This is a genomic window from Neorhizobium sp. T25_27 (assembly GCF_002968565.1).
In the GTDB taxonomy this organism is placed as follows: Bacteria; Pseudomonadota; Alphaproteobacteria; order Rhizobiales; family Rhizobiaceae; genus Neorhizobium; species Neorhizobium tomejilense.
Map to the genome: position 1 here is coordinate 297008 of NZ_PVBJ01000004.1, position 21294 is coordinate 318301.

General features: G+C 63.0%; 24 protein-coding genes. 14 read left to right on the forward strand and 10 right to left on the reverse strand.

The annotated features are described in order from the left end of the window. Positions 1-143 precede the first annotated feature (143 nt). Positions 144-833 (reverse strand): HAD family hydrolase, encoded by a 690-nt coding sequence (locus C5J24_RS14735; RefSeq protein WP_105401955.1) that lies wholly within the window; start codon positions 831-833, stop codon positions 144-146. A gap of 147 nt (positions 834-980) precedes the next feature. Here C5J24_RS14735 and C5J24_RS14740 point away from each other — a divergent pair, with 147 nt between their 5' ends. From C5J24_RS14740 to C5J24_RS14750, 3 genes are all read left to right on the forward strand, one after another. Continuing rightward, on the forward strand, positions 981-1649 hold the full coding sequence (locus C5J24_RS14740; protein ID WP_105418819.1) for a GntR family transcriptional regulator: 669 nt from the start codon (positions 981-983) through the stop codon (positions 1647-1649). A gap of 191 nt (positions 1650-1840) precedes the next feature. Next, positions 1841-2428 carry a biotin transporter BioY gene (locus C5J24_RS14745; protein WP_105418821.1) on the forward strand — a complete coding sequence of 196 codons (588 nt, stop codon included), beginning with the start codon at positions 1841-1843 and terminating at the stop codon, positions 2426-2428. Beyond that, positions 2425-2895 carry a DUF1284 domain-containing protein gene (locus tag C5J24_RS14750; RefSeq protein ID WP_105418823.1) on the forward strand — a complete coding sequence of 157 codons (471 nt, stop codon included), beginning with the start codon at positions 2425-2427 and terminating at the stop codon, positions 2893-2895. The genes C5J24_RS14745 and C5J24_RS14750 overlap by 4 nt, the downstream gene beginning before the upstream one ends. On the opposite strand, the gene C5J24_RS14755 is transcribed toward C5J24_RS14750, so the two are convergent. Next, a complete protein-coding gene (locus C5J24_RS14755) occupies positions 2846-3529 on the reverse strand; it encodes a helix-turn-helix transcriptional regulator (protein WP_105418825.1) in 684 nt (227 codons plus the stop codon). The genes C5J24_RS14750 and C5J24_RS14755 overlap by 50 nt on opposite strands. 72 nt (positions 3530-3601) lie before the next feature. Here C5J24_RS14755 and C5J24_RS14760 point away from each other — a divergent pair, with 72 nt between their 5' ends. Next, complete coding sequence (locus C5J24_RS14760) at positions 3602-3931, forward strand: NIPSNAP family protein (protein WP_105418827.1); 330 nt, start codon at positions 3602-3604, stop codon at positions 3929-3931. Continuing rightward, complete coding sequence (locus C5J24_RS14765) at positions 3928-4275, forward strand: antibiotic biosynthesis monooxygenase (RefSeq protein ID WP_105418829.1); 348 nt, start codon at positions 3928-3930, stop codon at positions 4273-4275. The genes C5J24_RS14760 and C5J24_RS14765 overlap by 4 nt, the downstream gene beginning before the upstream one ends. On the opposite strand, the gene C5J24_RS14770 is transcribed toward C5J24_RS14765, so the two are convergent. Together C5J24_RS14770 and C5J24_RS14775 are read right to left on the reverse strand one after the other, a co-directional pair. Beyond that, entirely contained in the window at positions 4276-4623 is a 348-nt protein-coding gene (locus C5J24_RS14770) for a DUF86 domain-containing protein (RefSeq protein ID WP_105418831.1), read from the reverse strand. Continuing rightward, complete coding sequence (locus C5J24_RS14775) at positions 4623-4919, reverse strand: nucleotidyltransferase family protein (protein ID WP_105418833.1); 297 nt, start codon at positions 4917-4919, stop codon at positions 4623-4625. Before C5J24_RS14775 ends, C5J24_RS14770 begins: the two co-directional genes overlap by 1 nt. 145 nt (positions 4920-5064) lie before the next feature. Between C5J24_RS14775 and C5J24_RS14780 the strand changes: the two genes are divergently transcribed. Continuing rightward, positions 5065-6195, forward strand: a complete 1131-nt coding sequence (locus tag C5J24_RS14780) for a site-specific DNA-methyltransferase (RefSeq protein WP_105418835.1) — start codon at positions 5065-5067, stop codon at positions 6193-6195. Positions 6196-6447: 252 nt separating this feature from the next. Then, complete coding sequence (locus tag C5J24_RS14785) at positions 6448-7212, forward strand: S24 family peptidase (protein ID WP_172723982.1); 765 nt, start codon at positions 6448-6450, stop codon at positions 7210-7212. A 25-nt stretch (positions 7213-7237) separates the two neighbouring features. Here C5J24_RS14785 and C5J24_RS14790 read toward each other — a convergent pair whose 3' ends face one another. From C5J24_RS14790 to mutY, 3 genes are all read right to left on the reverse strand, one after another. Beyond that, positions 7238-7852, reverse strand: coding sequence for an HAD family phosphatase (locus C5J24_RS14790; protein WP_105418839.1), 615 nt, complete (start codon positions 7850-7852; stop codon positions 7238-7240). Positions 7853-7953: 101 nt separating this feature from the next. Continuing rightward, on the reverse strand, positions 7954-9246 hold the full coding sequence (locus C5J24_RS14795) for an NAD(P)/FAD-dependent oxidoreductase (RefSeq protein ID WP_245446643.1): 1293 nt from the start codon (positions 9244-9246) through the stop codon (positions 7954-7956). 84 nt (positions 9247-9330) lie between these two features. Beyond that, the gene (gene mutY / locus C5J24_RS14800; protein WP_105418843.1) at positions 9331-10410 is read right to left on the reverse strand and encodes an A/G-specific adenine glycosylase; all 1080 of its coding nucleotides are present in this window, start codon (positions 10408-10410) and stop codon (positions 9331-9333) included. 87 nt (positions 10411-10497) lie between these two features. Here mutY and C5J24_RS14805 point away from each other — a divergent pair, with 87 nt between their 5' ends. The 4 genes from C5J24_RS14805 to ppdK all read left to right on the forward strand — a co-directional run bounded on the left by C5J24_RS14805 (position 10498) and on the right by ppdK (position 18460). Beyond that, on the forward strand, positions 10498-11001 hold the full coding sequence (locus C5J24_RS14805; RefSeq protein ID WP_046631622.1) for a DUF721 domain-containing protein: 504 nt from the start codon (positions 10498-10500) through the stop codon (positions 10999-11001). Positions 11002-11145: 144 nt separating this feature from the next. After that, a complete protein-coding gene (locus tag C5J24_RS14810) occupies positions 11146-11850 on the forward strand; it encodes a DsbA family protein (protein WP_105418845.1) in 705 nt (234 codons plus the stop codon). A gap of 36 nt (positions 11851-11886) precedes the next feature. Then, positions 11887-15348: a chromosome segregation SMC family protein gene (locus C5J24_RS14815; RefSeq protein WP_105418847.1), complete on the forward strand. Its 3462-nt coding sequence runs from the start codon at positions 11887-11889 to the stop codon at positions 15346-15348. A gap of 442 nt (positions 15349-15790) precedes the next feature. Next, the gene (gene ppdK, locus C5J24_RS14820) at positions 15791-18460 is read left to right on the forward strand and encodes a pyruvate, phosphate dikinase (protein ID WP_105418849.1); all 2670 of its coding nucleotides are present in this window, start codon (positions 15791-15793) and stop codon (positions 18458-18460) included. Positions 18461-18476: 16 nt separating this feature from the next. Here ppdK and C5J24_RS14825 read toward each other — a convergent pair whose 3' ends face one another. Then, complete coding sequence (locus C5J24_RS14825; protein ID WP_105401941.1) at positions 18477-18764, reverse strand: type II toxin-antitoxin system RelE/ParE family toxin; 288 nt, start codon at positions 18762-18764, stop codon at positions 18477-18479. Next, positions 18757-18945: a hypothetical protein gene (locus tag C5J24_RS14830; protein WP_105401940.1), complete on the reverse strand. Its 189-nt coding sequence runs from the start codon at positions 18943-18945 to the stop codon at positions 18757-18759. The genes C5J24_RS14825 and C5J24_RS14830 overlap by 8 nt, the downstream gene beginning before the upstream one ends. 117 nt (positions 18946-19062) lie before the next feature. On the opposite strand from C5J24_RS14830, the gene C5J24_RS14835 reads away from it, so the two are divergent. Both C5J24_RS14835 and C5J24_RS14840 read left to right on the forward strand, forming a co-directional pair. Beyond that, positions 19063-19494, forward strand: coding sequence for a GNAT family N-acetyltransferase (locus C5J24_RS14835; RefSeq protein WP_105419097.1), 432 nt, complete (start codon positions 19063-19065; stop codon positions 19492-19494). A 75-nt stretch (positions 19495-19569) separates the two neighbouring features. Next, the gene (locus tag C5J24_RS14840) at positions 19570-19929 is read left to right on the forward strand and encodes a VOC family protein (protein WP_105418851.1); all 360 of its coding nucleotides are present in this window, start codon (positions 19570-19572) and stop codon (positions 19927-19929) included. A gap of 77 nt (positions 19930-20006) precedes the next feature. Here C5J24_RS14840 and C5J24_RS14845 read toward each other — a convergent pair whose 3' ends face one another. After that, positions 20007-20285, reverse strand: coding sequence for a hypothetical protein (locus tag C5J24_RS14845; RefSeq protein ID WP_046631224.1), 279 nt, complete (start codon positions 20283-20285; stop codon positions 20007-20009). A 109-nt stretch (positions 20286-20394) separates the two neighbouring features. On the opposite strand from C5J24_RS14845, the gene C5J24_RS14850 reads away from it, so the two are divergent. Next, on the forward strand, positions 20395-21288 hold the full coding sequence (locus tag C5J24_RS14850) for a DUF1499 domain-containing protein (RefSeq protein ID WP_105418853.1): 894 nt from the start codon (positions 20395-20397) through the stop codon (positions 21286-21288). The last annotated feature ends 6 nt before the right edge of the window (positions 21289-21294 follow it).

A 21294-nucleotide genomic window follows, 5' to 3' on the forward strand; every position in this document is an offset into this window, starting at 1 on the left:
AAAGAAAAGGCGCTGCCTGCTGCCGCAAGATGGCACAACTAAGCTCAAGTGCAATGATGAATATTACGCAAAATTAAGCGCTAAGGTTCGCCTCTATCGCATGGCAGAGCGCTCGACGAGACGTCACCAATGCGTGAATTCGCTCAGAGCGCCCCGGCCCATTCGCCGAGCGCAGCAATAACGGCCGGCAGGTCCATCATCCGCGAAATCACGGTTTCGGCACCGGCGTCCGTCAATCGGTCGGCATGGCTCGGATAGGTGTGCGATGCGCCGGTAAAACCGACGACGCGCATGCCGGCCGCCTTGGCGCCATGGACGCCATGGGTGGAATCCTCGATCACCAGGCACTTCTCCGGCGAAACTTTGAACTGCTCGGCGGCGTGCAGGAAGATATCCGGCTTCGGCTTGACCCGATCCGGCCCGAGATCCTTGGCCGAATAGATATGCGGCGCGAAATAAGGTTTCAGGCCGACCTTTTCGAGCATCACGTCGAGCCGGTGGGTGCTCGAATTGGAGCAGATGCAGCGCTGCGTCGTCAGCCTTGCCAGCGCGAATTTCACGCCGTCGATGATCTTCACGTCGCGGGCAAGCCGTGCGTCAAGGATTGTCTCGGACTTGTCGAGCAGCGAGGCGGACAGCGGAATATCGGCTTCTTTTTCCACGGCCAGCAGGATGTTCTTCCAGGTCATGCCGGCGAAGCGCTCGCCCATTTCCTCGACGCTGATCGGATAACCCGCTTCGGTGAGCAGCCTGGATTCCACCTGCGCCGCGATGATTTCTGAATCGACGAGAACGCCGTCGCAATCGAAGATGATGAGGTCGAAGCTGCTCATGAGGAAATGCCTTCCATGGGCCTGATATAAGGTGAGGCGGCCTTTTATACGATGGCAGGACAAACCTCAACCAACCGCCGCGCATGGCTGGGACAAGCGTAGCGGGCGGCTCTCGACAAGCGGAAAACGGCGCACTAAGGAACGCTGATGGGCAAGGAACCGGAAGACACCATCGCCAGCCGCATCAGCCGCGTGCTTGCCGACCGCATCGTGCGTGGCGAGCTCACCCCCGGCGCCCGTCTTCGCCAGGATCATATCGCTGAGGAATTCGAGACCAGCCACGTGCCGGTGCGCGAGGCGTTCCGCCGGCTGGAAGCGCAAGGGCTGGCGATCAGCGAGCCGCGGCGTGGCGTGCGGGTCGCCTCCTTCGATCTCGCCGAAGTCCGCGAAGTGGCGGAAATGCGTGCCGTGCTGGAAGTGCTGGCGCTCCGTCATGCCGCCCGCCACCTGACCCCGGCCATCCTCGATGCGGCGGAAGACGCGGCCCGTGAGGGCGATGCCGCCGCCGACGTGCATGCCTGGGAGGCGGCGAACCGCCGTTTCCACCGGCTGATCCTCGCCCCCTGCGGCATGAAGCGCCTGCTCGCTTCGATCGACGATCTGCATGCGGCAAGCGCCAGGTTCCTGTTCTCCGCCTGGCAATCCGGCTGGGAAAAACGTACCGACCACGACCATCGCGCCATCCTCTCCGCTCTTAGGCAGGGCAAGGCCGACGAGGCCGCCGCCATCCTGCAGAAACATGTGCAATGGATCGGCCGTGGCCCGCAGCCGGCCAAGACTGGTGCCGCGCGCGAGACTTTCGCCATCGTCGGTTAGTCACTCCTCGAAATTATAGATAATTTACTTCCGCGAAAACTGGCTTCCATCGGCCTGTTCGGGTGGATTTGTGCCGTCGTTTCGGTTCCCTCCATCGTGTACTCGACGCCATAGCTATTGCGTCCGTCGAAAATTCACCTCATAAAATAGATGGGAAGCAAAATTATCTATAATTTTAGAAGGAGAGTTCGATGTCCCTGATTAATTCCCCCCAGACGCTTGTTTTCGATCCCTTTCGACTTGTCGAGCGGTCCTTGCCCGCCAAAGTCCTGTTCGTGGTTGCAGGTACGCTGGTGCTGGCGATCGCGTCCCGGATCGCCGTGCCGATGGTCCCGGTCCCGATCACCATGCAGACCTTCGCGGTGACCATGATCGGCGCGCTTTACGGCTGGCGGCTTGGCGCCGTGACGGTGCTTGCGTGGCTTGGGGAGGCTGCGCTTGGAGCGCCGGTGCTCGCCGGTGGGGCGGGCGCCATTGCCGTGTTCGCCGGGCCGACCGCGGGTTATCTCTTTTCCTTTCCGGTGATTGCAGCCGTTGCCGGCTGGCTTGCCGAACGCGGCTGGACCGGGCGGCGCATACTCGCCAGCTTCTCGGCGCATCTGATCGCAAACCTTCTATGCCTTGCGCTCGGCTGGGCCTGGCTCGCTGCACTGATCGGCGCTGAAAAGGCGTTCTGGGCCGGCGTTGCTCCGTTCATCCTCGGTGCTGCACTGAAATCGGGCCTGGCTGCAGCCGTCCTTGCCGCCGTCGCCTCCCGCAACCGCACTGCGGCAGAATGACGGTGAGGCTGCGGCCGCATCATCTTCTCTGCATGCTGACCTTTGTCGGCGAGGGCTATAGCCCAGCCTTCGTCGCCAACTATCGTCGTCTCGCCGGCCGGCTTTCCGCCGGCGAGACGATCGAGATCGTCTCCGGTCCCGACGATATCTGCGCTCCGCTCCTGTCGGATGAAAGTGCACATTGTTTCGGTGCTTCGGTTGCCGGCCGCGATGCAGCGGCGCTGGCGGATATCGCCCGCCTGCTTGGGCGGGAGCTAGAGATCGGGGCGGTGATCGCCTCCGATCAGGCGCTGTTCGAGCAACTGCGCCGCGCCTTCTCTGCCGGCGTGACCCGCGACGCTTGCACGGGCTGCGAATGGAGCAGCCTTTGCGATCGCATCGCAGGAGAAGAATACAAAGGTGCGCTGGTGATGAAGTTCAGCCGGCCGGAAACAGCGAAAGAAACTTCCGCTCGCCGTCGGGCGTAAACAGCACGGCGCGGCTCTCGTCACTGCGCCGTGCCCAGCCGTTTTCGAGGAAATGGGCAAGCAGCGCCTTGCCGAGCGTTCCGGCCAGATGCGAACGCCGCTCGCTCCAGTCGAGGCAGGATTTGCAGAGCGGCCGGCGATTGGATGTGAGCGATGCCACATCGATGCCGAGCGTGCCGAGTTCCGCGCGCCCGTCCTCGGTCATCGTCAGGTTCTCGCCGTCGCTCTCGATCGCGCCGCGGGCCACGAAACTGTCGAGCATCCTGACCCCGTAGTCGCCGGCGAGATGGTCGTAGCAGACGCGCGCCTTGCGCAATGCCGGATCTTTCGGCCCTGGCCGGTGGCGTAGATGGCCTCTGCTTGCCGCAAACCCCATGATGTTTTCGAGCAGCGTGCCGGCGGCCGCGTCGGCAAGCGTGAAATAGCGATGCCGGCCCTGCTTGCGCTGGGCGAGAATGCCGCCTTCCTCGAGCTTGGAGAGATGCGAACTGGCCGTCTGCACCGTCACGCCGGCCGCTTGCGCAAGCTCGGTCGCCGTCAGCGCCTGGCCGCCCATCAGGGCGGTCAGCATGTTGGCACGGGCGGGATCGCCGAACAGCATCCCGATGCGGGCAATGTCTGGACCTTCTTTCATACTTCGACCGTAACCGAAGCATCTTCGTCTGGCAACATGGCAAAACACCTCCACAGCACAAGGAGAAAAGCCATGATCACCTGTTTCATCCGCTACGAAATCGACCCGTTCAAAAAGGACGACTTCACTGAGTATGCCCGCAACTGGGGCCAGGCGATCCCGCGCTGCGGCGCCGATCTGATCGGTTATTTCGGCCCGCACGAGGGCTCGGCGACGACGGCCTACGGCGTCTACAACATCGACAGCCTCGCCGCCTACGAGGCCTATCGCGCCCGGCTGACGGCAGATCCGCTCGGCCAGGAGAATTATGCGTTCTCGAAACGCGAACGTTTCATCCTGAAGGAGGACCGGATCTTCCTCAAGAACGTATCCATGCCGCACGGAGCTTTGGTAAAGCCATGATCGCCGTCATCTTCGAAGTCATCCCCTATATGGGCGAGCGCCACAAATATCTCGACCTTGCCGGCGAACTCAGATCCGAACTGGAAACCATCGACGGCTTCATCTCGATCGAGCGTTTCGAAAGCCTCACCCTGCGCGGAAAAATCCTCTCCCTGTCGTTCTGGCGCGACGAGGAGGCCGTCAAGGCGTGGCGCAATTTGGAAAGCCACCGCGCCGCCCAGAAAGCCGGCCGCGGCGGCGTCTTCGCCGATTACCGCCTGCGCATCGGCCATGTCGTCAGGGACTACGGCATGTTCGAGCGGAACGAGGCGCCGAAGGATAGCCGCGAGGTGCATGCGGCTTAGCTATTGCTCCTCGACCATTCGCAGTATCGCTTCTATGGCAAGCCTAAGCTTCGGGATCTCGTCCACGATCACGCCCCAGATGATCTTGTCTGAAAGGCCATGATATTCGTGCCTCAAGACGTTGCCGATACCTCTAATTTTCGGCCAGGGGATTTCCGGACGTGATGTTTTGAGATCATCCGGAATCCCACGACTTGCCTCCGAGATGATTTCGACAGCGCGCTCCAAGCCCAGTTTGAGAATCGGATCGCCGCTATAGTCGGCGAACGATTTGCCAGCAGTCGCATTCTCGACGATGGAGATCATTTGGCGGATATCGTAGAGAAAATGCCGGACCTCGCGGGACATCAGAAGACCTGCAACGCGGAGCTTTCGATCCTGTCCTTCAGAATCGGGTGAAGGCTATCGCGCGTTGTTATATCGACCTCTGTCGCAAGCTCATCTTCCAGGAAAAGCTTGATTCCGACGAGGTCGAATGCATTGAAGCGGCTCCGCGGATCATAATCGATAAACAAATCGAGATCGCTTGTCGGCCCGGCCTCGTCGCGTGCGACCGAGCCGAAAAGATAAAGCGAGGTCGCGCCGAGCGCGCGGATGGCGTCGGCCTGCTGTTTCAGCTTTTCGATCGCTTCACTTCTCTTCATGACCTGATCCTAACGCAACCCGCACCATCTTTCCACGCCTCAAAATTTTTCCCGAAATCGTGCACCGCTTCAGGCTTTGGTAACCAAAATAGGTAACCATAACAGGCAGTAAAATTCGTATCGAGTAGAGCGTAGCGAGTAGCACATGGCAGCAGTTCTTCCGCTGGCCGACCTGAAGCGTCAGGTCCGTCCGGACACTTGGCTAAACTCCATCATCAAGGGCGATTGCGTCGCTGCTCTGGAAGCCTTGCCGGATCATTCCGTCGACGCGATCTTCGCCGATCCACCTTATAATCTCCAGCTCGGCGGCACGCTGCACCGTCCCGACCAGTCGCTGGTTGATGCCGTCGATGACGAATGGGACCAGTTCGCCTCCTTCGAAGTCTATGACGCCTTCACCCGCGCCTGGCTGCTCGCCTGCCGCCGCGTCTTGAAGCCGAATGGCACGATCTGGGTCATCGGTTCCTACCACAACATCTTCCGCGTCGGCGCGATCATGCAGGACCTGAACTTCTGGCTGCTGAACGACATCGTCTGGCGCAAGGTGAACCCGATGCCGAACTTCAAGGGCCGCCGGTTCCAGAACGCCCATGAGACGATGATCTGGGCGAGCCGCGACGCCAAGTCGAAAGGCTATACCTTCAACTACGATGCGCTGAAGGCCTCCAACGACGACGTGCAGATGCGCTCCGACTGGCTGTTCCCGATCTGCTCCGGCGGCGAACGCCTGAAGGGCGACGACGGCAAGAAGGTCCATCCGACCCAGAAGCCGGAGTCGCTGCTTGCCCGTGTGATCATGGCCTCGACCAGGCCGGGCGACGTCATTCTCGATCCCTTCTTCGGCACCGGCACGACCGGCGCCGTCGCAAAACGTCTCGGCCGCAATTTCGTCGGCATCGAGCGCGAGCAGGATTATATCGATGCGGCTTCTGCCCGCATCGCCTCCGTCGAGCCGCTCGGCAAGGCGGAACTGACGGTCATGACCGGCAAGAAGGCCGAACCTCGTGTCGCCTTCAACACGCTGGTCGAAAGCGGTCTCGTCAAGCCCGGCCAGGTCCTGACCGATGCGAAGCGCCGCCACAGCGCGATCATCCGCGCCGACGGCACGCTCTCGGCAAATGGCGACGCCGGTTCCATTCATCGCCTCGGCGCGAAAGTGCAGGGCCTTGATGCATGCAACGGATGGACTTTCTGGCATTTCGACGACGGGCAATCGCTCAAGCCCATCGATGAACTGCGATCCGTGATCCGAAACGGTATGGCGAAACTGGACTGATCCACCGGTCCCCGCCATATCGACCGAATGCCTTGTCCGGTTTGTACCTCTAGTCCCGGACGAGGATAATTGGCGCCCGGGAAGGCTGATCCCGGGCGCCATTTCTTTTTTCGGCGTGGCGTTGGCAGCCTCTGCCGCCCCGGCCAAACTCGACTTTGCGAAATTTCAGGTATTCCCGCCGTCACCTGCGCTTGATATCGTAGGTTGTACGGGGTTGAACGAATTTCCAATTTAGCGTTTTTTAGAATGTCCATGCCTGTCAATGGCGAGTTGCGCCACCGGATCGAGCGTGCGCTGGCGCGGTTCTCTCCAAGCTGGGAGGGCAGGGATGCCGCGCGCCGTGCCGTGGCGCTGAAGATGCTGATCCTCTGCGAACTGGCCGGCGGCCGCCTGCGCGTCGTTGATGCGCTCGGCCTCAACGACAACACGCTCGACAACTACCGTCACGGCAAGACCGAGCCGCGCCACAGCACGCTCAACATGATGGCGGAACTCGCCGAAGTGCCCATCGAATATCTCGGCAATGACTGGTCGGTCGAGGATGGAGTCATCCATTTTTCACCTCCGGAAATCCCGCCGGCCGGGTTTTCCGAGCCGAGCCCGATCTGGGATCTCGCTGATCGCATGGTGATCCCGGCTTATGAAGACGTCGTGCCCGGACAGTCTTCCCTCGACACCACATGGGCGGCCATCCACGGAGGTTTCTGGGCGATGCTCTCGGTCGATCCGGAGAACATGCGGGTCGTATCTGCGAGCGGCGACAGCATGTCGCCGACGATCGTCGGCGGTACGCCGATGTTTGTCGACATCAGCGACCGCAAGCTGGAGGACGGGAGCGTCTATCTGTTCGATGCCGGCGCGGAACTGATCGCCCGGCGGGTGCAGCGGTTTGCCGACGGCAGTGTCGAACTCCTGCCGGACAATCTGGAGCGGTATCGCTCGCAGCATGTCCTGAAGGACGGTTTAGCGGAGCTGAAAGTCGTCGGGCGCGTCTGCGCCGCGAGCCGGATCCTCTAGGAACCAGCCCCGCGACCGGACGGTCTTATACCTCGATGCCGTGGGCGATCAGGTCCTGCCGCAGCGTCTCGGCATCTTTGAAATGCACCGCCTGCCAGCCGGCCGCGCGCGCACCTTCGACGTTTGCATGGCTGTCATCGATGAAGATCGAGGCTTCCGGGGTCAGGCCGAAGTCGCGGGCGTGCTTTTCGTAGATCGCCACGTCCGGCTTGATCAGGCCGATCTCGCCCGACACGGTGACGCCCCGCGGCTTGTTGAGAAAGGGGAAGATCTGCCTAGCCTCGGCGAACGTGTCGGCGGCGAAATTGGTCAGCATCGTCACGTCGCGGCCCTTGTCGATCAGGCTTTCCATGATCTTGACCGAGCCGTCATAGGCATGTGGCACCATTTCGTGCCAGCATTTGCGGAAGGCGCGGATCTGTTCCTCGCGCTCCGGATATTGCGCGACCAGCAGCGCCTCGGCATCTTCCCACTTTCGGCCGCGATCCTGCTCCAGGTTCCATTCATGGGTGCAGACGTTCTCAAAGAACCATCTGCGCTCCTCCTCGTCCGGAATGACGCGGGCATAGGGAAGGTTCGGATCGTAGTGGATCAGCACCTTGCCGATGTCGAAGACGATGTGGTCGATCTTGGCTGCCATGAACAGGTCCCGGGAATATCAGTTCGAGGATTTTTCGCGCGATTCGGTAGCAAATGCCACCAACCTGGGAACGCATGACGGCCGGATCGCGCCAAAGGCGGTCACGAATGCCCCGCGATATGTCCGACAAGGCGAGGTGCTTCCTCGGCGATCGCCAAGATGATGCCTGACTTGCGTGTGGAGGCAAAGTCCAGCCCTGCGAAGTAAAGGCCAGGCAGGACGGCCACGCCATCTGCGTGAACAGGCTGTCCCGCACTGTCGAGCGCACCGGGAAGCCTCATCCAACTGAAATCGCCCTTAAAGCCCGTGCACCACACCACGCTCGTTACGCCGGAGCGGAAGAGATCGAGCGTACCGATCGTCGGGCTCGACTGACGCATCGCGACAGTCTCCGCCGGGTCCGGCTCCGCAACGGGTGCGTCGATCCCGGCGCGGCTGATATAGTCGTCGACATGGCGCTTGATATTGTCGGAGGCTTCATCCGCGAAGCGGACATTCGCTTCGACATCGCTGGCAAACGAGAGGCTGCCGCCGTCCACGATGTCGATGAGACGCCCAAGAAGCACGACGCCTTGGGCGCTTAGCGCCTGAAGGCTTATCGTATGCGTCGACCCAAGCACACCACGCGGCGGGATGCGTCCGGCAAGTCGAATGACTTCCTCCCGGCGCCCGTCGAGAAACCCGCTTTCGAGCAGCCAGACCATGATGTCGCGACCCCGGTAGCGCCGTGGCAGCCGTCCGACACGACTGGTCGCAAGGAGGACCGTTCGACCCGCGCCCGCTAATTCTTCCGCGATCTGAACACCAGATTGGCCGCCTCCGACCACCAGCACCGCTCCGTCGGGCAGATCGGCAGCGCTGCGGTAGCCGGAAGCGTTGATCTGGTGGAGAGCGGGCGTCAACGTGGCGGCCCAGACCGGGCGCACCGGACAATTCAGGCTGCCGCTTGCGACGATCACATTGCGTGCCAAAAGCGTGCCGCGTGAGGTACTCAGTCGATAGGCGCCATTCTCGTGCGTAAGTTCGCTCACGGCAGTATCAGGTTCGATCGGCAGCGCGTTGCGCTCGGCGAAGTCCTCAAGGAGAGCGACGAACTGGTCGCGCGTCAGGGCGCCATCCGGATCCGGACCGTCATAGCAGTCGCCCGGCATGACGGTCTGCACGTTGGGAGTATTCATCCGAAAGGAATCCCATCGCTGCGCGCGCCAGGTCTCTCCTATGCGGCCCCGCTCCAACACGCTGTGGCGCAGGCCCCGTCGCGCCAGCCAGTAGCTGACACCCAGGCCGGCCCAACCGGCCCCGATGACGACAGCATCGAGAACATCGCTGTCATCAGTCATTTGCTGCGGTGATCGCATAATTGCCCCGGCAATTTCGTCATCCCCGCGCAGCATTAAGCCTTGTCCGCGGCAATGAGTCCAGCACCGCCGATTCCCCCGACTGGCCGAGCGGGATTATCGATGGTAGTCGCTACATAATCACGCTTTTTCGAAGGCCAGTGGAATAGCCTGGGTGATCGCTTTTTTCATCACCGTAGGCAAGGCCTGGGCCTCGAGATTTGTGACCGGCTCCCACCAGCCGTCGGCGGTGGCGACCTTCGCGGTCTTCGCCCGGAAGACCGAGAGCCTCAGTTCGAAATGGGTGAAGACGTGGGTTACGGAGCCCGATGCCTCCCATGCGGCGGGGAAGGGGGCATGGTCGGTCGTGGTCCCGCCGTCGAGGCGCGACGTCCAGGCGGTGGTCGGCACTTCGGTCATTCCGCCGAGCAGCCCGCTGTCGACCCGCCGCCGCAATAGCACTTCGCCCTCCGGCGTCACGGCCACGAAGACGGCGCCGAACCGCACGGGCTTTTCCTTCTTCGCTGCCTTGACCGGAAACCGTTCCGGGTCGTGTTCTGCAAGGGCCAGACAGTCGTCGCGGAAGGGACAGAGAGCGCAGGCCGGCCGTTTCGGAGTGCAGATGGTCGCGCCGAGATCCATCATGGCCTGCGCGAAATCGCCGGGCCGCTCAGTCGGCGTCAGTTCAGCCACCCTTGCCTTCATCGCCGGTTTGGAGCCCGGAAGCGGCGCGTCGATGGCGTAAAGCCGCGAAATCACCCGCTCGACATTGCCGTCCATGACCGCGGACTGGCGGTTGAAGGCGATGGCAGAGACGGCGGCGGACGTATAGTCGCCGATGCCGGGAAGCGCTCGCAGGCCTTCCTCGGTGTCGGGAAACACACCGCCATGCTCGGCCGCCACCGCTTCGGCGCATTTTTTCAGGTTGCGGGCGCGGGCGTAATAACCGAGCCCCGCCCAGGCCGCCATCACGTCCTCGACCGGGGCGGCGGCAAGGTCGGTCACCTTGGGCCAGAGCGTCAGGAACTTGGCGAAATAGGGTTTCACCGCCTGCACGGTGGTCTGCTGCAGCATCACTTCCGAAAGCCAGACGTGGTAGGGATCGGCCCGTTTTCCGGCCTTTGCCGCAGCCGGGCTTACCCGCCATGGAAGCTCCCGATGGTGCCGGTCGTACCAGGTCAGCAGCTTCTGCGCATGGGTGATGTGGATCGTCTGGAGCATTGTTTGCCGTAATGGGAAGAGATGGCGTATAGTTGTGGGAATAGTGCGCCGGCATCAAGGCCTGCCGGGGCCGCAATGGCGGGCGTCATGAGTTATCCCAAGAAACGCGAGCTGCAGATATCGGAGATCGCGAACGGCATCATCGATCCGGTGCTCGCCCGCCGCGCCGGCATCTCGACGGCGCTGCTCGGCTCCTGGGACGAGATCGCCGGCGAAGACTTTGCCGATTGCACGCGGCCGGAAAAGATCGCCTGGCCGCGCCGCGACGAAGGCACCGGTTCCGGCGGCGGTCATCAGGCGGGTGTGCTGACGATCGCCTGCGAAGGGGCGCGGGCGCTTTTCCTCACCCATGCCCAAGGCGAACTGATCGCCCGCATCAACGGCTTTTTCGGTTTTCCGGCGGTGCGTCAGATCCGCATCGTCCAGAAGCCGGTCTCCCAGACCTTCAAGCATCCCCGCAAGCCGCCGCCCTTGAAGGGTGAGGCCGCCAAGCGGCTGGAAACCATGATGGAAGGCATCGAAAGCGAGGCCCTCAGGAAGGCCGTGGCAAGGCTCGGCACCGCCGTGCTGCAGCAGAAACGCAAGGTCTGAGAGAGAAGCCCGCCGATCCTCTTGATAGATCTCCGATTTGTCACAATTCTTTGAAGAGATTTGCCTATCGACAGCTTGTTCGCGCTGGGGCGCCGCGATACGGAATGTCACCTCTATTGAAGATCTCTCGCACACGGGTGTTCCATGCAGATGAACGAAATGACCATGACCAGGCGCGCGCTTCTCGGCGGAGTGGCAGTCACCGCTGTTTGCCTAGCCTTGCCGCTTGGTACTTCCGAAGCTTTCGCGCAGGAATTGCCGGAGTCCCAGGGCACCGTGGACATGGCCGCTGCAGTGAAGCCGGGTCCGCTGCCGGAAATGGCGCTGGGTGACGAAAAGGCGAAGGTCACGATCATCGAATACATGTCGATGACCTGCCCGCATTGTGCCAATTTCCACAACAAGACCTTCGAGACGATCAAGACCAAGTATATCGACACCGGCAAGGTGCGCTTCATCCTCCGCGAATTCCCGTTCGATCCGGTCGCGACCGCCGCTTTCATGCTTGCCCGCTGCAGCCCGCAGAACGCCGCCGAGCTTTCGACGCCCGCCCAGTATTTCCCGATGGTCTCGATGCTCTTCAAGCAGCAGCGCGGCTGGGCGGCGCCCGCGGACGGAAATGTGCGCAATGCGCTGCTCCAGGCGGTCAAACTCGCAGGTTACTCACAGCAGACTTTCGAGGCCTGCTTGACGAACCAGAAGCTTCTCGATGAAGTGAACGCCGTCGTTAAGAGGGGCGCGGACGAGTTTGGCGTCAATTCCACGCCGACCTTCCTGATTGGCGGCAAGAAGTATTCGGGAGATATGTCTGTTGAATCCATGTCCAAGCTCATCGACAGCCTGTTGTGAGCACGCCTTCCCCGACGGGAAGGTGAGGGGCGCGGCATGAAGTTCAACAAGCTGCGCGTTCTCGGATTCAAGTCTTTCGTCGAACCGACGGAATTTATCATCGAGCGCGGGCTGACCGGCGTGGTCGGCCCGAACGGCTGCGGCAAGTCGAACCTCGTCGAGGCGCTGCGCTGGGTGATGGGGGAAAACTCCTACAAGAACATGCGCGCGTCCGGCATGGACGATGTGATCTTTTCGGGCTCCGGCAACCGGCCGGCCCGCAATACGGCCGAAGTCGGCCTCTATCTCGACAATTCCGACCGCACGGCACCTGCCGCCTTCAACGATTCCGACGAAATCCAGGTGACCCGCCGCATCGAACGCGAGTCCGGCTCCGTCTACCGCATCAACGGCAAGGAGGCCCGCGCCAAGGACGTGCAGCTTCTGTTTGCCGATGCCTCGACCGGCGCCCGCTCGCCGTCCATGGTCGGGCAGGGGCGCATCGGCGAACTGATCCAGGCAAAACCCCAGGCGCGCCGCCAGCTGCTCGAAGAGGCAGCCGGTATTTCCGGCCTGCATTCGCGCCGCCACGAGGCGGAACTGCGGCTGCGCGCCGCCGAAGGCAATCTGGAACGCCTGGACGACGTGCTTTCGCAGCTGGAAAGCCAGATCGAGAGCCTGAAACGCCAGGCCCGCCAGGCGAGCCGCTTCAAGACCCTGTCGGCCGATATCCGGGCCCGCGAGGCGATGCTCCTGCATATCCGCTGGGTGCAGGCCAGGGAGGCGGAAGGCGAGGCGGAAAGCGCGCTCAATCAGGTAACCAGCGTCGTTGCCGAAAAGGCGCAAGCGCAGATGGAGGCCGCTAAGCAACAGGCGATCGCCAGCCTCAAGCTGCCGGAACTGCGCGACGAGGAGGCGAAGGCCGGTGCCGCCCTGCAGCGCCTGCAGATCGCCCGCGGCCAGCTGGAGGAAGAGGCAAACCGCCTGCTGAAGCGCCGCGACGAACTGACCCGTCGGCTCGTCCAGCTCGGCGAGGATATCAGCCGTGAAGAACGGCTCGCCGCCGACAATACCGCCTTCCTCGAGAAACTCGGCGAGGAAGAGGCCGAGCTCAACGACATGCTCGCCGATTCCGGCGCCGAGGCCGAGGAGATGCGCGAGACCTTCGAGGCCGCCGCCGCGTCGCTGGCGGCGAGCGAGGCGCTGTTTTCGGCAATCACCGCCGAGCGCGCCGAGGCCGCCGCCGGGCGTCACCAGCTCGAACGGCTGATCCGCGATCTCGCAGAGCGCCGCCAGCGCCTCGACCGGCAGCTTGGCGATTCCACGGGCGAGCTTGACGCGATCAACGAGCGGCTATCCGCCCTCGACGATCCGGCCGAAAGGCGTGACGCGGTCGAGGCGGCGGAAATCGCCGTCGAAGACGCGACGATTGCGGTCGAAGACGTGGAGGCGGCACTTTCCGCCGCCCGCTCGGCCGAATTGATGGCCCGCGGCCCGGTGGAGGCTGCACGCTCTGCGCTCAATGCGCTGGAGACCGAGGCCCGCACCATTTCGAAAATGCTCGCAGCCGGTGCCACGTCGGGAGATTTCGTCGCGGTCGCCGACATGATCCGCGTCGATCGCGGTTTCGAGGCAGCCCTCGGTGCAGCGCTTGGCGACGACCTCGAAAGCCCCGTCGATGCCTCGGCTCCGACCTACTGGTCGGTGAATGGCGACGGTTCCGGTGATCCCGGCCTGCCCCAGGGCGCTCAGCCGCTGATCGCGCATGTCACCGCGCCGCCGGAACTGTCCCGCAGCCTTGCCCAGATCGGCGTCGTCGCTTCGGCGGAGGCCCAGCGGATGATGCGCCTGCTGCGGCCCGGCCAGCGCCTGGTGACCCGCGAAGGCGCCGTCTATCGCTGGGACGGCCACGTTACCGGCTCCGAGGCGCCGGGTGCGGCTGCCTTGCGACTATCCCAGAAGAACCGGCTCTCGGAACTGGAAGCCGAGATCGACGAAGCGCGCATCGTGCTGTCCGAAACCGAAGTGGCGCTCGCCGCCGCCGCATCCGAAATCACCTCCGCCGAACGGCGCCTCACCGACGCCCGCGACCGCGCTCGCATCGGCGCGCGCCAGCTGTCCGAAGCCCGCGATGCGCTGGCCGCTGCCGAACGTGCAGCCGGCGACCTGATGCGCCGCCGCGACGTGGCCGGCGAGGCGGTGAACCAGGTGACGGCGCAGATCGAGGATCTCGGCGTCCAGGAAGAAAACGCCCGCATCGAGCTCGAGGACGCGCCGGATATTTCCCATCTCGATAACCGGCTGCGCGACCAGCAGGCGGTTGTCGCGACCGATCGCGGCCTGCTCGCCGAAGCGCGCGCCCGTTACGAGGGCCTGAGCCGCGAGACCGAAGCTCGCAAGCGGCGCCTTGCCGCGATCGCCCAGGAGCGCGCCTCCTGGACGGCCCGGGCGGCGAGCGCCGCCGATCATATCGCCAGCCTTCGAGAACGCGAGGAAGAGGCCCGCGAGGAGATCGCCGATCTCGAAGCCGCGCCGGAGGAGTCCGACGACAAGCGCCGTGCGCTGCTGACCGAGTTGCAGAAGGCGGAAGAGGCCCGCCGCGCCGCCGCCGACCGGTTGGCCGAAGCGGAAACCCATCAGCGCGAGGCTGACCGGATTGCCACCGTCGCGCTGTCCGAACTGGCCGAGGTGCGCGAAAAGCGCGGCCGTGCCGAGGAACGTCTGGTTTCGGCTGCCGAGAAGCGCCATGAGAGCGAGAACCGTATCCGCGAGGCGCTCAATGTCGCGCCCCACGAGGTCCTGCGGCTGGCGGGCCTGAAGCCCGACTCGGCCCTGCCGGATGTCCGCGAGATCGAGCGCGAGGTCGACCGCCTGCGCATGGAGCGCGAGAGGCTCGGCGCCGTCAACCTGCGCGCGGACGAAGAGCAAAAGGAGCTTTCCGACAAGCTCGACAACCTGATGCGCGAACGCGCCGACGTGATCGACGCGATCCGCAAGCTGCGCGGGGCGATCCAGAGCCTCAACCGCGAAGGCCGAGAGCGGCTGCTGGCCGCCTTCGACGTGGTCAATGAGCAGTTCCAGCGGCTTTTCACCCATCTCTTCGGCGGCGGCACGGCGGAACTGCAGCTGATCGAATCGGACGACCCGCTCGAAGCCGGTCTTGAAATCCTCGCCCGCCCGCCGGGCAAGAAGCCGCAGACCATGACGCTTTTGTCAGGCGGCGAGCAGGCGCTGACGGCGATGGCGCTGATCTTCGCCGTCTTCCTCACCAATCCGGCGCCGATCTGCGTGCTGGACGAGGTCGATGCCCCGCTCGACGATCACAATGTGGAACGTTATTGCAATCTGATGGACGAGATGGCGGCATCGACCGAGACCCGTTTCATCATCATCACCCATAATCCCATCACCATGGCCCGCATGAACCGCCTTTTCGGCGTGACGATGGGCGAACAGGGCGTTTCCCAGCTCGTTTCCGTCGATCTCCAGACCGCGGAACTTCTGCGCGAGGCGAGCTGAATGGGGTGCCGTTGTTGCGAGTTGCATTCTCTAGCGACGTAATTTACGTCAATTCATTGACTAGCATCAATTTTTAAGGCTGCATCCGGGGGTAAAGTACCTGCGACCTACGTAGAATCACCCATATGGGGGATGTAATTTTCTGACTATTGTTATTTTGTGGACTGTGGAATTGGAACGCGCCTGAGCGTCCATACGCTTCGCAGTCCAACTCAAAGTTTCCTACCCCCCGTCCGGGTTTCCTGTCCCGGGCGGAAAGCTTTGCGGGGCCGCCTGTGATCCGGCCCCGCAAAGCTTTGTTTTCCAGCGCTCCCGGGCCAATTTGGTAACCGTCTCCGGCCGCTCTTGTTGCGACGCAACATATTCCTGCCTAGATCCGTTTCCAAACCGTCATAAAACTTGTAGTTATTGCGCAAAAGACTGCGACGGGTGGAGAGCAGCAATGTCGAAATGGGTCTATCGCTTCGGCGGTGGCGAGGCGGAGGGCCGCGCCACGGATGTCGAGCGGCTGGGTGGCAAGGGCGCCAATCTCGCCGAGATGGCAAGCCTTGGCCTGCCGGTTCCTCCAGGGCTGACCATCGTTGCCGATGCCTGCGTTTTCTATTTCGAGAATGGCAGGACGCTTCCGGACGACCTGAAGGCGCAGGTCCTCGAAGGCATTACCGCGATCGAAGGGCTGACGGGCCGCGTCTTCGGCGGCAGGACGAAGCCTCTGCTGCTTTCCGTGCGCTCCGGCGCCCGCGCATCCATGCCCGGCATGATGGATACCGTCCTCAACCTTGGCCTCAACGACGAAACGGTGCAGTCGCTCGGGCACGACGCCGGCGATGCGCGCTTTGCCTGGGACAGCTACCGCCGATTCATCCAGATGTATGCCGATGTGGTCATGGGCCTCGACCACGAGATTTTCGAGGAGATACTCGAGGACGAGAAGGCCCGGCTCGGCCACGACTACGATACCGATCTCTCCGCCGTCGAATGGCAGCACGTCGTCAGCCTCTATAAAAGGATGATCGAGGATGAGCTGGGCAGCAGCTTTCCGCAGGATCCGCATGTGCAGCTCTGGGGCGCCATCCGCGCCGTCTTTTCGAGCTGGATGAACCCGCGTGCCATGACCTATCGCATGCTCCACCGCATTCCGGAGGAGTGGGGCACGGCCGTCAACGTCCAGACCATGGTGTTCGGCAATCTCGGTTCGTCCTCGGCGACTGGCGTCGCCTTCACCCGCAATCCCTCGACCGGCGACAAGGCGCTCTACGGCGAGTTTCTGGTCAATGCGCAAGGGGAGGATGTCGTCGCCGGCATCCGTACGCCGCAATCGATTACCGAGGAAGGGCGTATCGCTTCAGGCTCCGACAAGCCGTCGATGGAAAAGCTGATGCCGGAAACCTTCGCCGAGTTCAAGGCGATCTGCGACCGGCTGGAAGCCCATTACCGCGAAATGCAGGATCTCGAATTCACCGTCGAGCGCGGCAAGTTATGGATGCTGCAGACCCGCTCCGGCAAGCGCACCACCCGCGCTGCGATGAAGATCGCCGTCGACATGGTGGAAGAAGGCGTCATCACCGAGGAAGAGGCCGTCTGCCGCATCGAGCCGCCCTCGCTCGACCAGCTTCTCCACCCGACCATCGATCCGCGCGTCGAGCGCCACGTGGTCGGGTCCGGCCTGCCGGCTTCCCCGGGTGCCGCCACCGGCGAGATCGTCTTCACCGCCGAAGAGGCGGTCGAGGCGGAACACGAAGGCCGCAAGGTCATCCTGGTGCGCATCGAAACGAGCCCTGAGGACATCCACGGCATGCACGCTGCCGAAGGCATCCTCACCACCCGCGGCGGCATGACCAGCCATGCCGCGGTGGTCGCCCGCGGCATGGGCATCCCCTGCGTTGTCGGTGCCGGCTCGATGCGGGTCGACCTGCGCAACGAACTCCTGATCGGCGCCGGCGTGACGCTGAAGCGCGGCGACACGGTCACCATAGACGGCTCGTCCGGGCAGGTGCTGAAGGGCGCGGTGCCGATGATCCAGCCCGCACTCTCCGGCGATTTCGGCAAGCTGATGGCCTGGGCCGACAAGACCCGCCGCATGACGGTGCGCACCAACGCCGATACGCCGCAGGACGCCCGCGCCGCCCGCTCCTTCGGGGCTGAAGGCATAGGCCTCTGCCGCACCGAGCACATGTTCTTCGAGGGCGACCGCATCCACGTCATGCGCGAGATGATCCTCGCCGAGGACGAGAAGGGCCGCCGCGAGGCGCTCGGAAAACTCCTGCCGATGCAGCGCTCGGATTTCATCGAGCTGTTCTCGATCATGCACGGCCTGCCGGTGACGATCCGCCTGCTCGATCCGCCGCTGCACGAATTCCTGCCGAAGACGGAAGCCGAAATCGCCGAGGTCGCCAAGGCGATGGCGATGCCGCCAGCCTTCCTCGCTCGCCGCATAGACGCCATCCACGAGTTCAACCCGATGCTTGGCCATCGCGGCTGCCGGCTGGCGATTTCCTATCCCGAGATCGCCGAAATGCAGGCGCGCGCCATTTTCGAGGCGGCGGTGGAGGCCGGAAAGCTCACAGGCGAACCGGTCGAGCTGGAAATCATGGTGCCGCTCGTCAGCCTGCGCAAGGAGCTGGACTATGTGAAGGGCGTCATCGACCGTGTCGCCGAGGATGTCGCGACGGAAACCGGCGTTCCGATCGCCTATCTCGCCGGCACGATGATCGAGCTGCCGCGCGCCGCGATCCGCGCCCATGTCATCGCCGAGACGGCTGAGTTCTTCTCCTTCGGCACCAACGACCTGACCCAGACCACCTTCGGCATGTCGCGCGACGATGCGGCGGCCTTCATCCCCACCTATCAGAGGAAGGGGATCATCGAGCACGACCCGTTCATCTCGCTCGATTTCGACGGTGTCGGCGAACTCATCCAGATGGCCGCCGAGCGTGGACGCCGGACCCGCAACGACCTCAAGCTCGGCATCTGCGGCGAACATGGCGGCGATCCCGCCTCGATTCGCTTCTGCGAGAATGCCGACCTCGACTACGTCTCCTGTTCGCCCTTCCGCGTGCCCATCGCCCGCCTTGCCGCAGCGCAGGCGGCGATCGAAAGGAGGAAGGGATGAACCGGAGAGCCACTCCCTATTTCAGATGGTCCGGCCATTTTCGGGACGTGTGAAATATGGCCAATATCTCCGCTCGTTCGCGGAGGCGATAAAAGGCGATGTAGGGGGTACCGGCGATGGTGAGGCGCCGTGTATCCCCATCCGAGGTGAGTCGTCCGACTTTCGGGTGCCACGCCAGCATTGAAACAGCTTCCACGATGCGACGGACCACGTTCTCGGCAGCGTGCGGATTGTCGAGTGCGATATAGGAGCCGATCTCATCGAGATCTTGCAGTGCCTCGTCCAGCCAGACGAGTTCATCCATTGGGGACGAATTTGCGGATCACGGCCTTCACTGTCTCCGCGGAAGCAAATCGTCCGGCATCAGCCGACTTTTTTCGCTCTGCCAGTTTTTTGACCTGCCACGCGTGCAGATCGTCGGCTGCCTCCGTCGGCGCCGGCGAAATAGCATCCTCAATCGAAATTGGCTTTTGCGTTTCGCTCATGGAAGGATCATGGCAGATCGAGCCCGCTTTTAAAAGCTGATTGGGGATGTTTATGTCATGCCGGCCGTCACCGGCAAAACAAAATCGCTATTCGAAATGAAGGCCGAGGAGACCATCATGAACCAAGTCACTGTTCTCGCCGTGCCCGTGTTCAGCACGCTTTGCAACGAGGGTTTCCGCCTTCGCCGCGAGGTCTTCATCGTCGAGCAGAACGTGCCCGCCGACATGGAATTCGATGCCGACGACCTGGCCGCCTTCCATTTCGTGGCCGTCGTTTCGGGCGAGGTCTGCGGCACGCTACGGGTCATTTACGCGGAAGATTGCGTCAAGATCGGCCGGGTCGCCGTCACCAGTCCGTGGCGCGGCAAGGGCGTCGCCAGCGCCATGATCCGCGCCGCCATGGAGGCGCACGGCCAAGCGCGGGACAACCACTTTCATCTGGCGGCCCAGAGCGACAAGATTTCCATGTACGAACGTTTCGGTTTCAAGACTTATGGGGAAGAGTTCTTCGACGTCGGAATTCCGCATTACAACATGAAGAACTTCTGACTCTCGATCTTTTGCTCACACGTCTGTGTTGCCGTGTTATGCTCGGCGCAGACGTGCGACAAAGGGGAGGGGCATATGCCGCGTTTGGACCACGTGACGATCCGCACCCGCGATGCGGGGCCGATGATGGCGTTCCTTGAAAAGGTGCTGGGAGCAAAGGAAGGGTTTCGGCCGCCATTCCCTTTCCCGGGCCACTGGCTCTATATCGACGGCCACTCCTGCATTCACCTGCTGATCGTCGAGCGGGAAGACGATCCTCCGGTCGGCATCTACGACCACGTAGCCTTCTCCTTTTACGACCACGATGTTGCCGTCAGGGAGATTGAAGCGACAGGTTACCGCTTCGAACACGACGCCATACCCGATACCGATATCGGCCAGATCTTCGTCTACGGCCCGGAAAGCGTGAAGATCGAGCTGCAATACCGCCGGTGATCGAATGGGCTGCGTTCGGCGGGAAAGCTGGTTTGGAGGAGTGCGCCGTTCTACAGCACCGCCCTTATGCCGGCGGTTCAGCGCCGCTCGACGATCACCCGGCGCTCGATCACCATCGGCCGCCACATCATCGCATCGGCACGGGACTGCATCGAACGGCCTTCGGCGCGGCGGTCGAGTTCGATGTCGAGCATGCAGCGTGCCATCGCATCCGTGCCGCGCCTGAAGCCGTAGCTGGCGCAGGTGGTCTCGTCCGCCGCGCGGCGTTCCTCCGGTGTCATCGTCTGGCAGCCGGCCAGCAGGGCGCCCAGCGGCGCAATAAGCGAGGCGATGAGGAGAAGGCGGTGAGGGCGCATGACATGAACTCCTTTTCATTCGGCCGGGCTGCAACCTTGGGATTCCATTCCGGGCGAAGCTGTTTTACACAGGAGCAAGCGCTTTTGCCATGGAGCCTTTGCCGATCCCATGCCCGTCCGTTTTGTCCGGCCCGTTTCCCATTCGGCCTATACGGCCCGCAGGCTGGCCTTGTCGGCGCTGGCATTGTTTGTCATCGCCGCGCTGGCCCATCGTTTCGGCCCGCTCGCGACCCCGGATTTCCTGGCGCTGCTGTTCCTCTCGGCGGCGATTGCCGCCGTTTCGGTGCCTCTGTCGCTGATTGGCCTGATCCGGCTCTGGCAGGTCGGCGCAACCGGTGGCGTCGCGGCGACGAAAGGGCTGATCTATGCCGGTATCCCGCTTGCCGTGGTGGCGACCGGAGCCTTCTATTATTACACCCTGCCGCCGCTCTTTGACATTTCCACCGATATTGCCGACCCGCCGCCATGGGTTGCCGAGCCGAAGGCCGGCCAGAAATGGCTGCCGCGCTCGACGATCATTACGCCTGCCGATCGGCGGGTGCAGTTCGCCGCCTATCCCGGCCTCACCGGCAGGCGTTACGAGGGCGCCCTCGACCGCGTCTATCAGGGTGTGCAGAAGGCGGTGCTTTCCGCCCGGATCGCGATCACCAAGAAGGAAGGCGTCGAACTGATCGCGCCGGATATCGCCCAGCGCCCCGCGCCGCAGGACGAACAGGCGCCGGTGCCCGACGTGGCGCCGATCCCGCTGCCGCGCCCGGAACCCTCGCTCGCACCGGTTTTTATCAATGCCGGCGATGTCTTGCTGCAGGGCGAGACCCGCACCCTGATCCTCGGCCTGCGTTTCGACCTGGTGATCCGGCTGCGCGAAGATGCCGAGACGACCTCCGTCGATATCCGCGTCGCCTCGCGTTACGGGCCGCATGACCTCGGGATGAGCGAAGCCATTGCCGAGGATTTCCTCGACCGGCTCGATACCGAACTTCTGGGAATCGCCGGGAACTAAAGCATG

Coding starts and splice junctions, on each gene's coding strand:
- C5J24_RS14735 (WP_105401955.1), bottom strand. CDS start 833: ATGAGCAGCTTCGACCTCATCATCTTCGATTGCGACGGCGTTCTCGTC.
- C5J24_RS14740 (WP_105418819.1), top strand. CDS start 981: ATGGGCAAGGAACCGGAAGACACCATCGCCAGCCGCATCAGCCGCGTG.
- C5J24_RS14745 (WP_105418821.1), top strand. CDS start 1,841: ATGTCCCTGATTAATTCCCCCCAGACGCTTGTTTTCGATCCCTTTCGA.
- C5J24_RS14750 (WP_105418823.1), top strand. CDS start 2,425: ATGACGGTGAGGCTGCGGCCGCATCATCTTCTCTGCATGCTGACCTTT.
- C5J24_RS14755 (WP_105418825.1), bottom strand. CDS start 3,529: ATGAAAGAAGGTCCAGACATTGCCCGCATCGGGATGCTGTTCGGCGAT.
- C5J24_RS14760 (WP_105418827.1), top strand. CDS start 3,602: ATGATCACCTGTTTCATCCGCTACGAAATCGACCCGTTCAAAAAGGAC.
- C5J24_RS14765 (WP_105418829.1), top strand. CDS start 3,928: ATGATCGCCGTCATCTTCGAAGTCATCCCCTATATGGGCGAGCGCCAC.
- C5J24_RS14770 (WP_105418831.1), bottom strand. CDS start 4,623: ATGTCCCGCGAGGTCCGGCATTTTCTCTACGATATCCGCCAAATGATC.
- C5J24_RS14775 (WP_105418833.1), bottom strand. CDS start 4,919: ATGAAGAGAAGTGAAGCGATCGAAAAGCTGAAACAGCAGGCCGACGCC.
- C5J24_RS14780 (WP_105418835.1), top strand. CDS start 5,065: ATGGCAGCAGTTCTTCCGCTGGCCGACCTGAAGCGTCAGGTCCGTCCG.
- C5J24_RS14785 (WP_172723982.1), top strand. CDS start 6,448: ATGCCTGTCAATGGCGAGTTGCGCCACCGGATCGAGCGTGCGCTGGCG.
- C5J24_RS14790 (WP_105418839.1), bottom strand. CDS start 7,852: ATGGCAGCCAAGATCGACCACATCGTCTTCGACATCGGCAAGGTGCTG.
- C5J24_RS14795 (WP_245446643.1), bottom strand. CDS start 9,246: ATGCTGCGCGGGGATGACGAAATTGCCGGGGCAATTATGCGATCACCG.
- mutY (WP_105418843.1), bottom strand. CDS start 10,410: ATGCTCCAGACGATCCACATCACCCATGCGCAGAAGCTGCTGACCTGG.
- C5J24_RS14805 (WP_046631622.1), top strand. CDS start 10,498: ATGAGTTATCCCAAGAAACGCGAGCTGCAGATATCGGAGATCGCGAAC.
- C5J24_RS14810 (WP_105418845.1), top strand. CDS start 11,146: ATGCAGATGAACGAAATGACCATGACCAGGCGCGCGCTTCTCGGCGGA.
- C5J24_RS14815 (WP_105418847.1), top strand. CDS start 11,887: ATGAAGTTCAACAAGCTGCGCGTTCTCGGATTCAAGTCTTTCGTCGAA.
- ppdK (WP_105418849.1), top strand. CDS start 15,791: ATGTCGAAATGGGTCTATCGCTTCGGCGGTGGCGAGGCGGAGGGCCGC.
- C5J24_RS14825 (WP_105401941.1), bottom strand. CDS start 18,764: ATGGATGAACTCGTCTGGCTGGACGAGGCACTGCAAGATCTCGATGAG.
- C5J24_RS14830 (WP_105401940.1), bottom strand. CDS start 18,945: ATGAGCGAAACGCAAAAGCCAATTTCGATTGAGGATGCTATTTCGCCG.
- C5J24_RS14835 (WP_105419097.1), top strand. CDS start 19,063: ATGAACCAAGTCACTGTTCTCGCCGTGCCCGTGTTCAGCACGCTTTGC.
- C5J24_RS14840 (WP_105418851.1), top strand. CDS start 19,570: ATGCCGCGTTTGGACCACGTGACGATCCGCACCCGCGATGCGGGGCCG.
- C5J24_RS14845 (WP_046631224.1), bottom strand. CDS start 20,285: ATGCGCCCTCACCGCCTTCTCCTCATCGCCTCGCTTATTGCGCCGCTG.
- C5J24_RS14850 (WP_105418853.1), top strand. CDS start 20,395: ATGCCCGTCCGTTTTGTCCGGCCCGTTTCCCATTCGGCCTATACGGCC.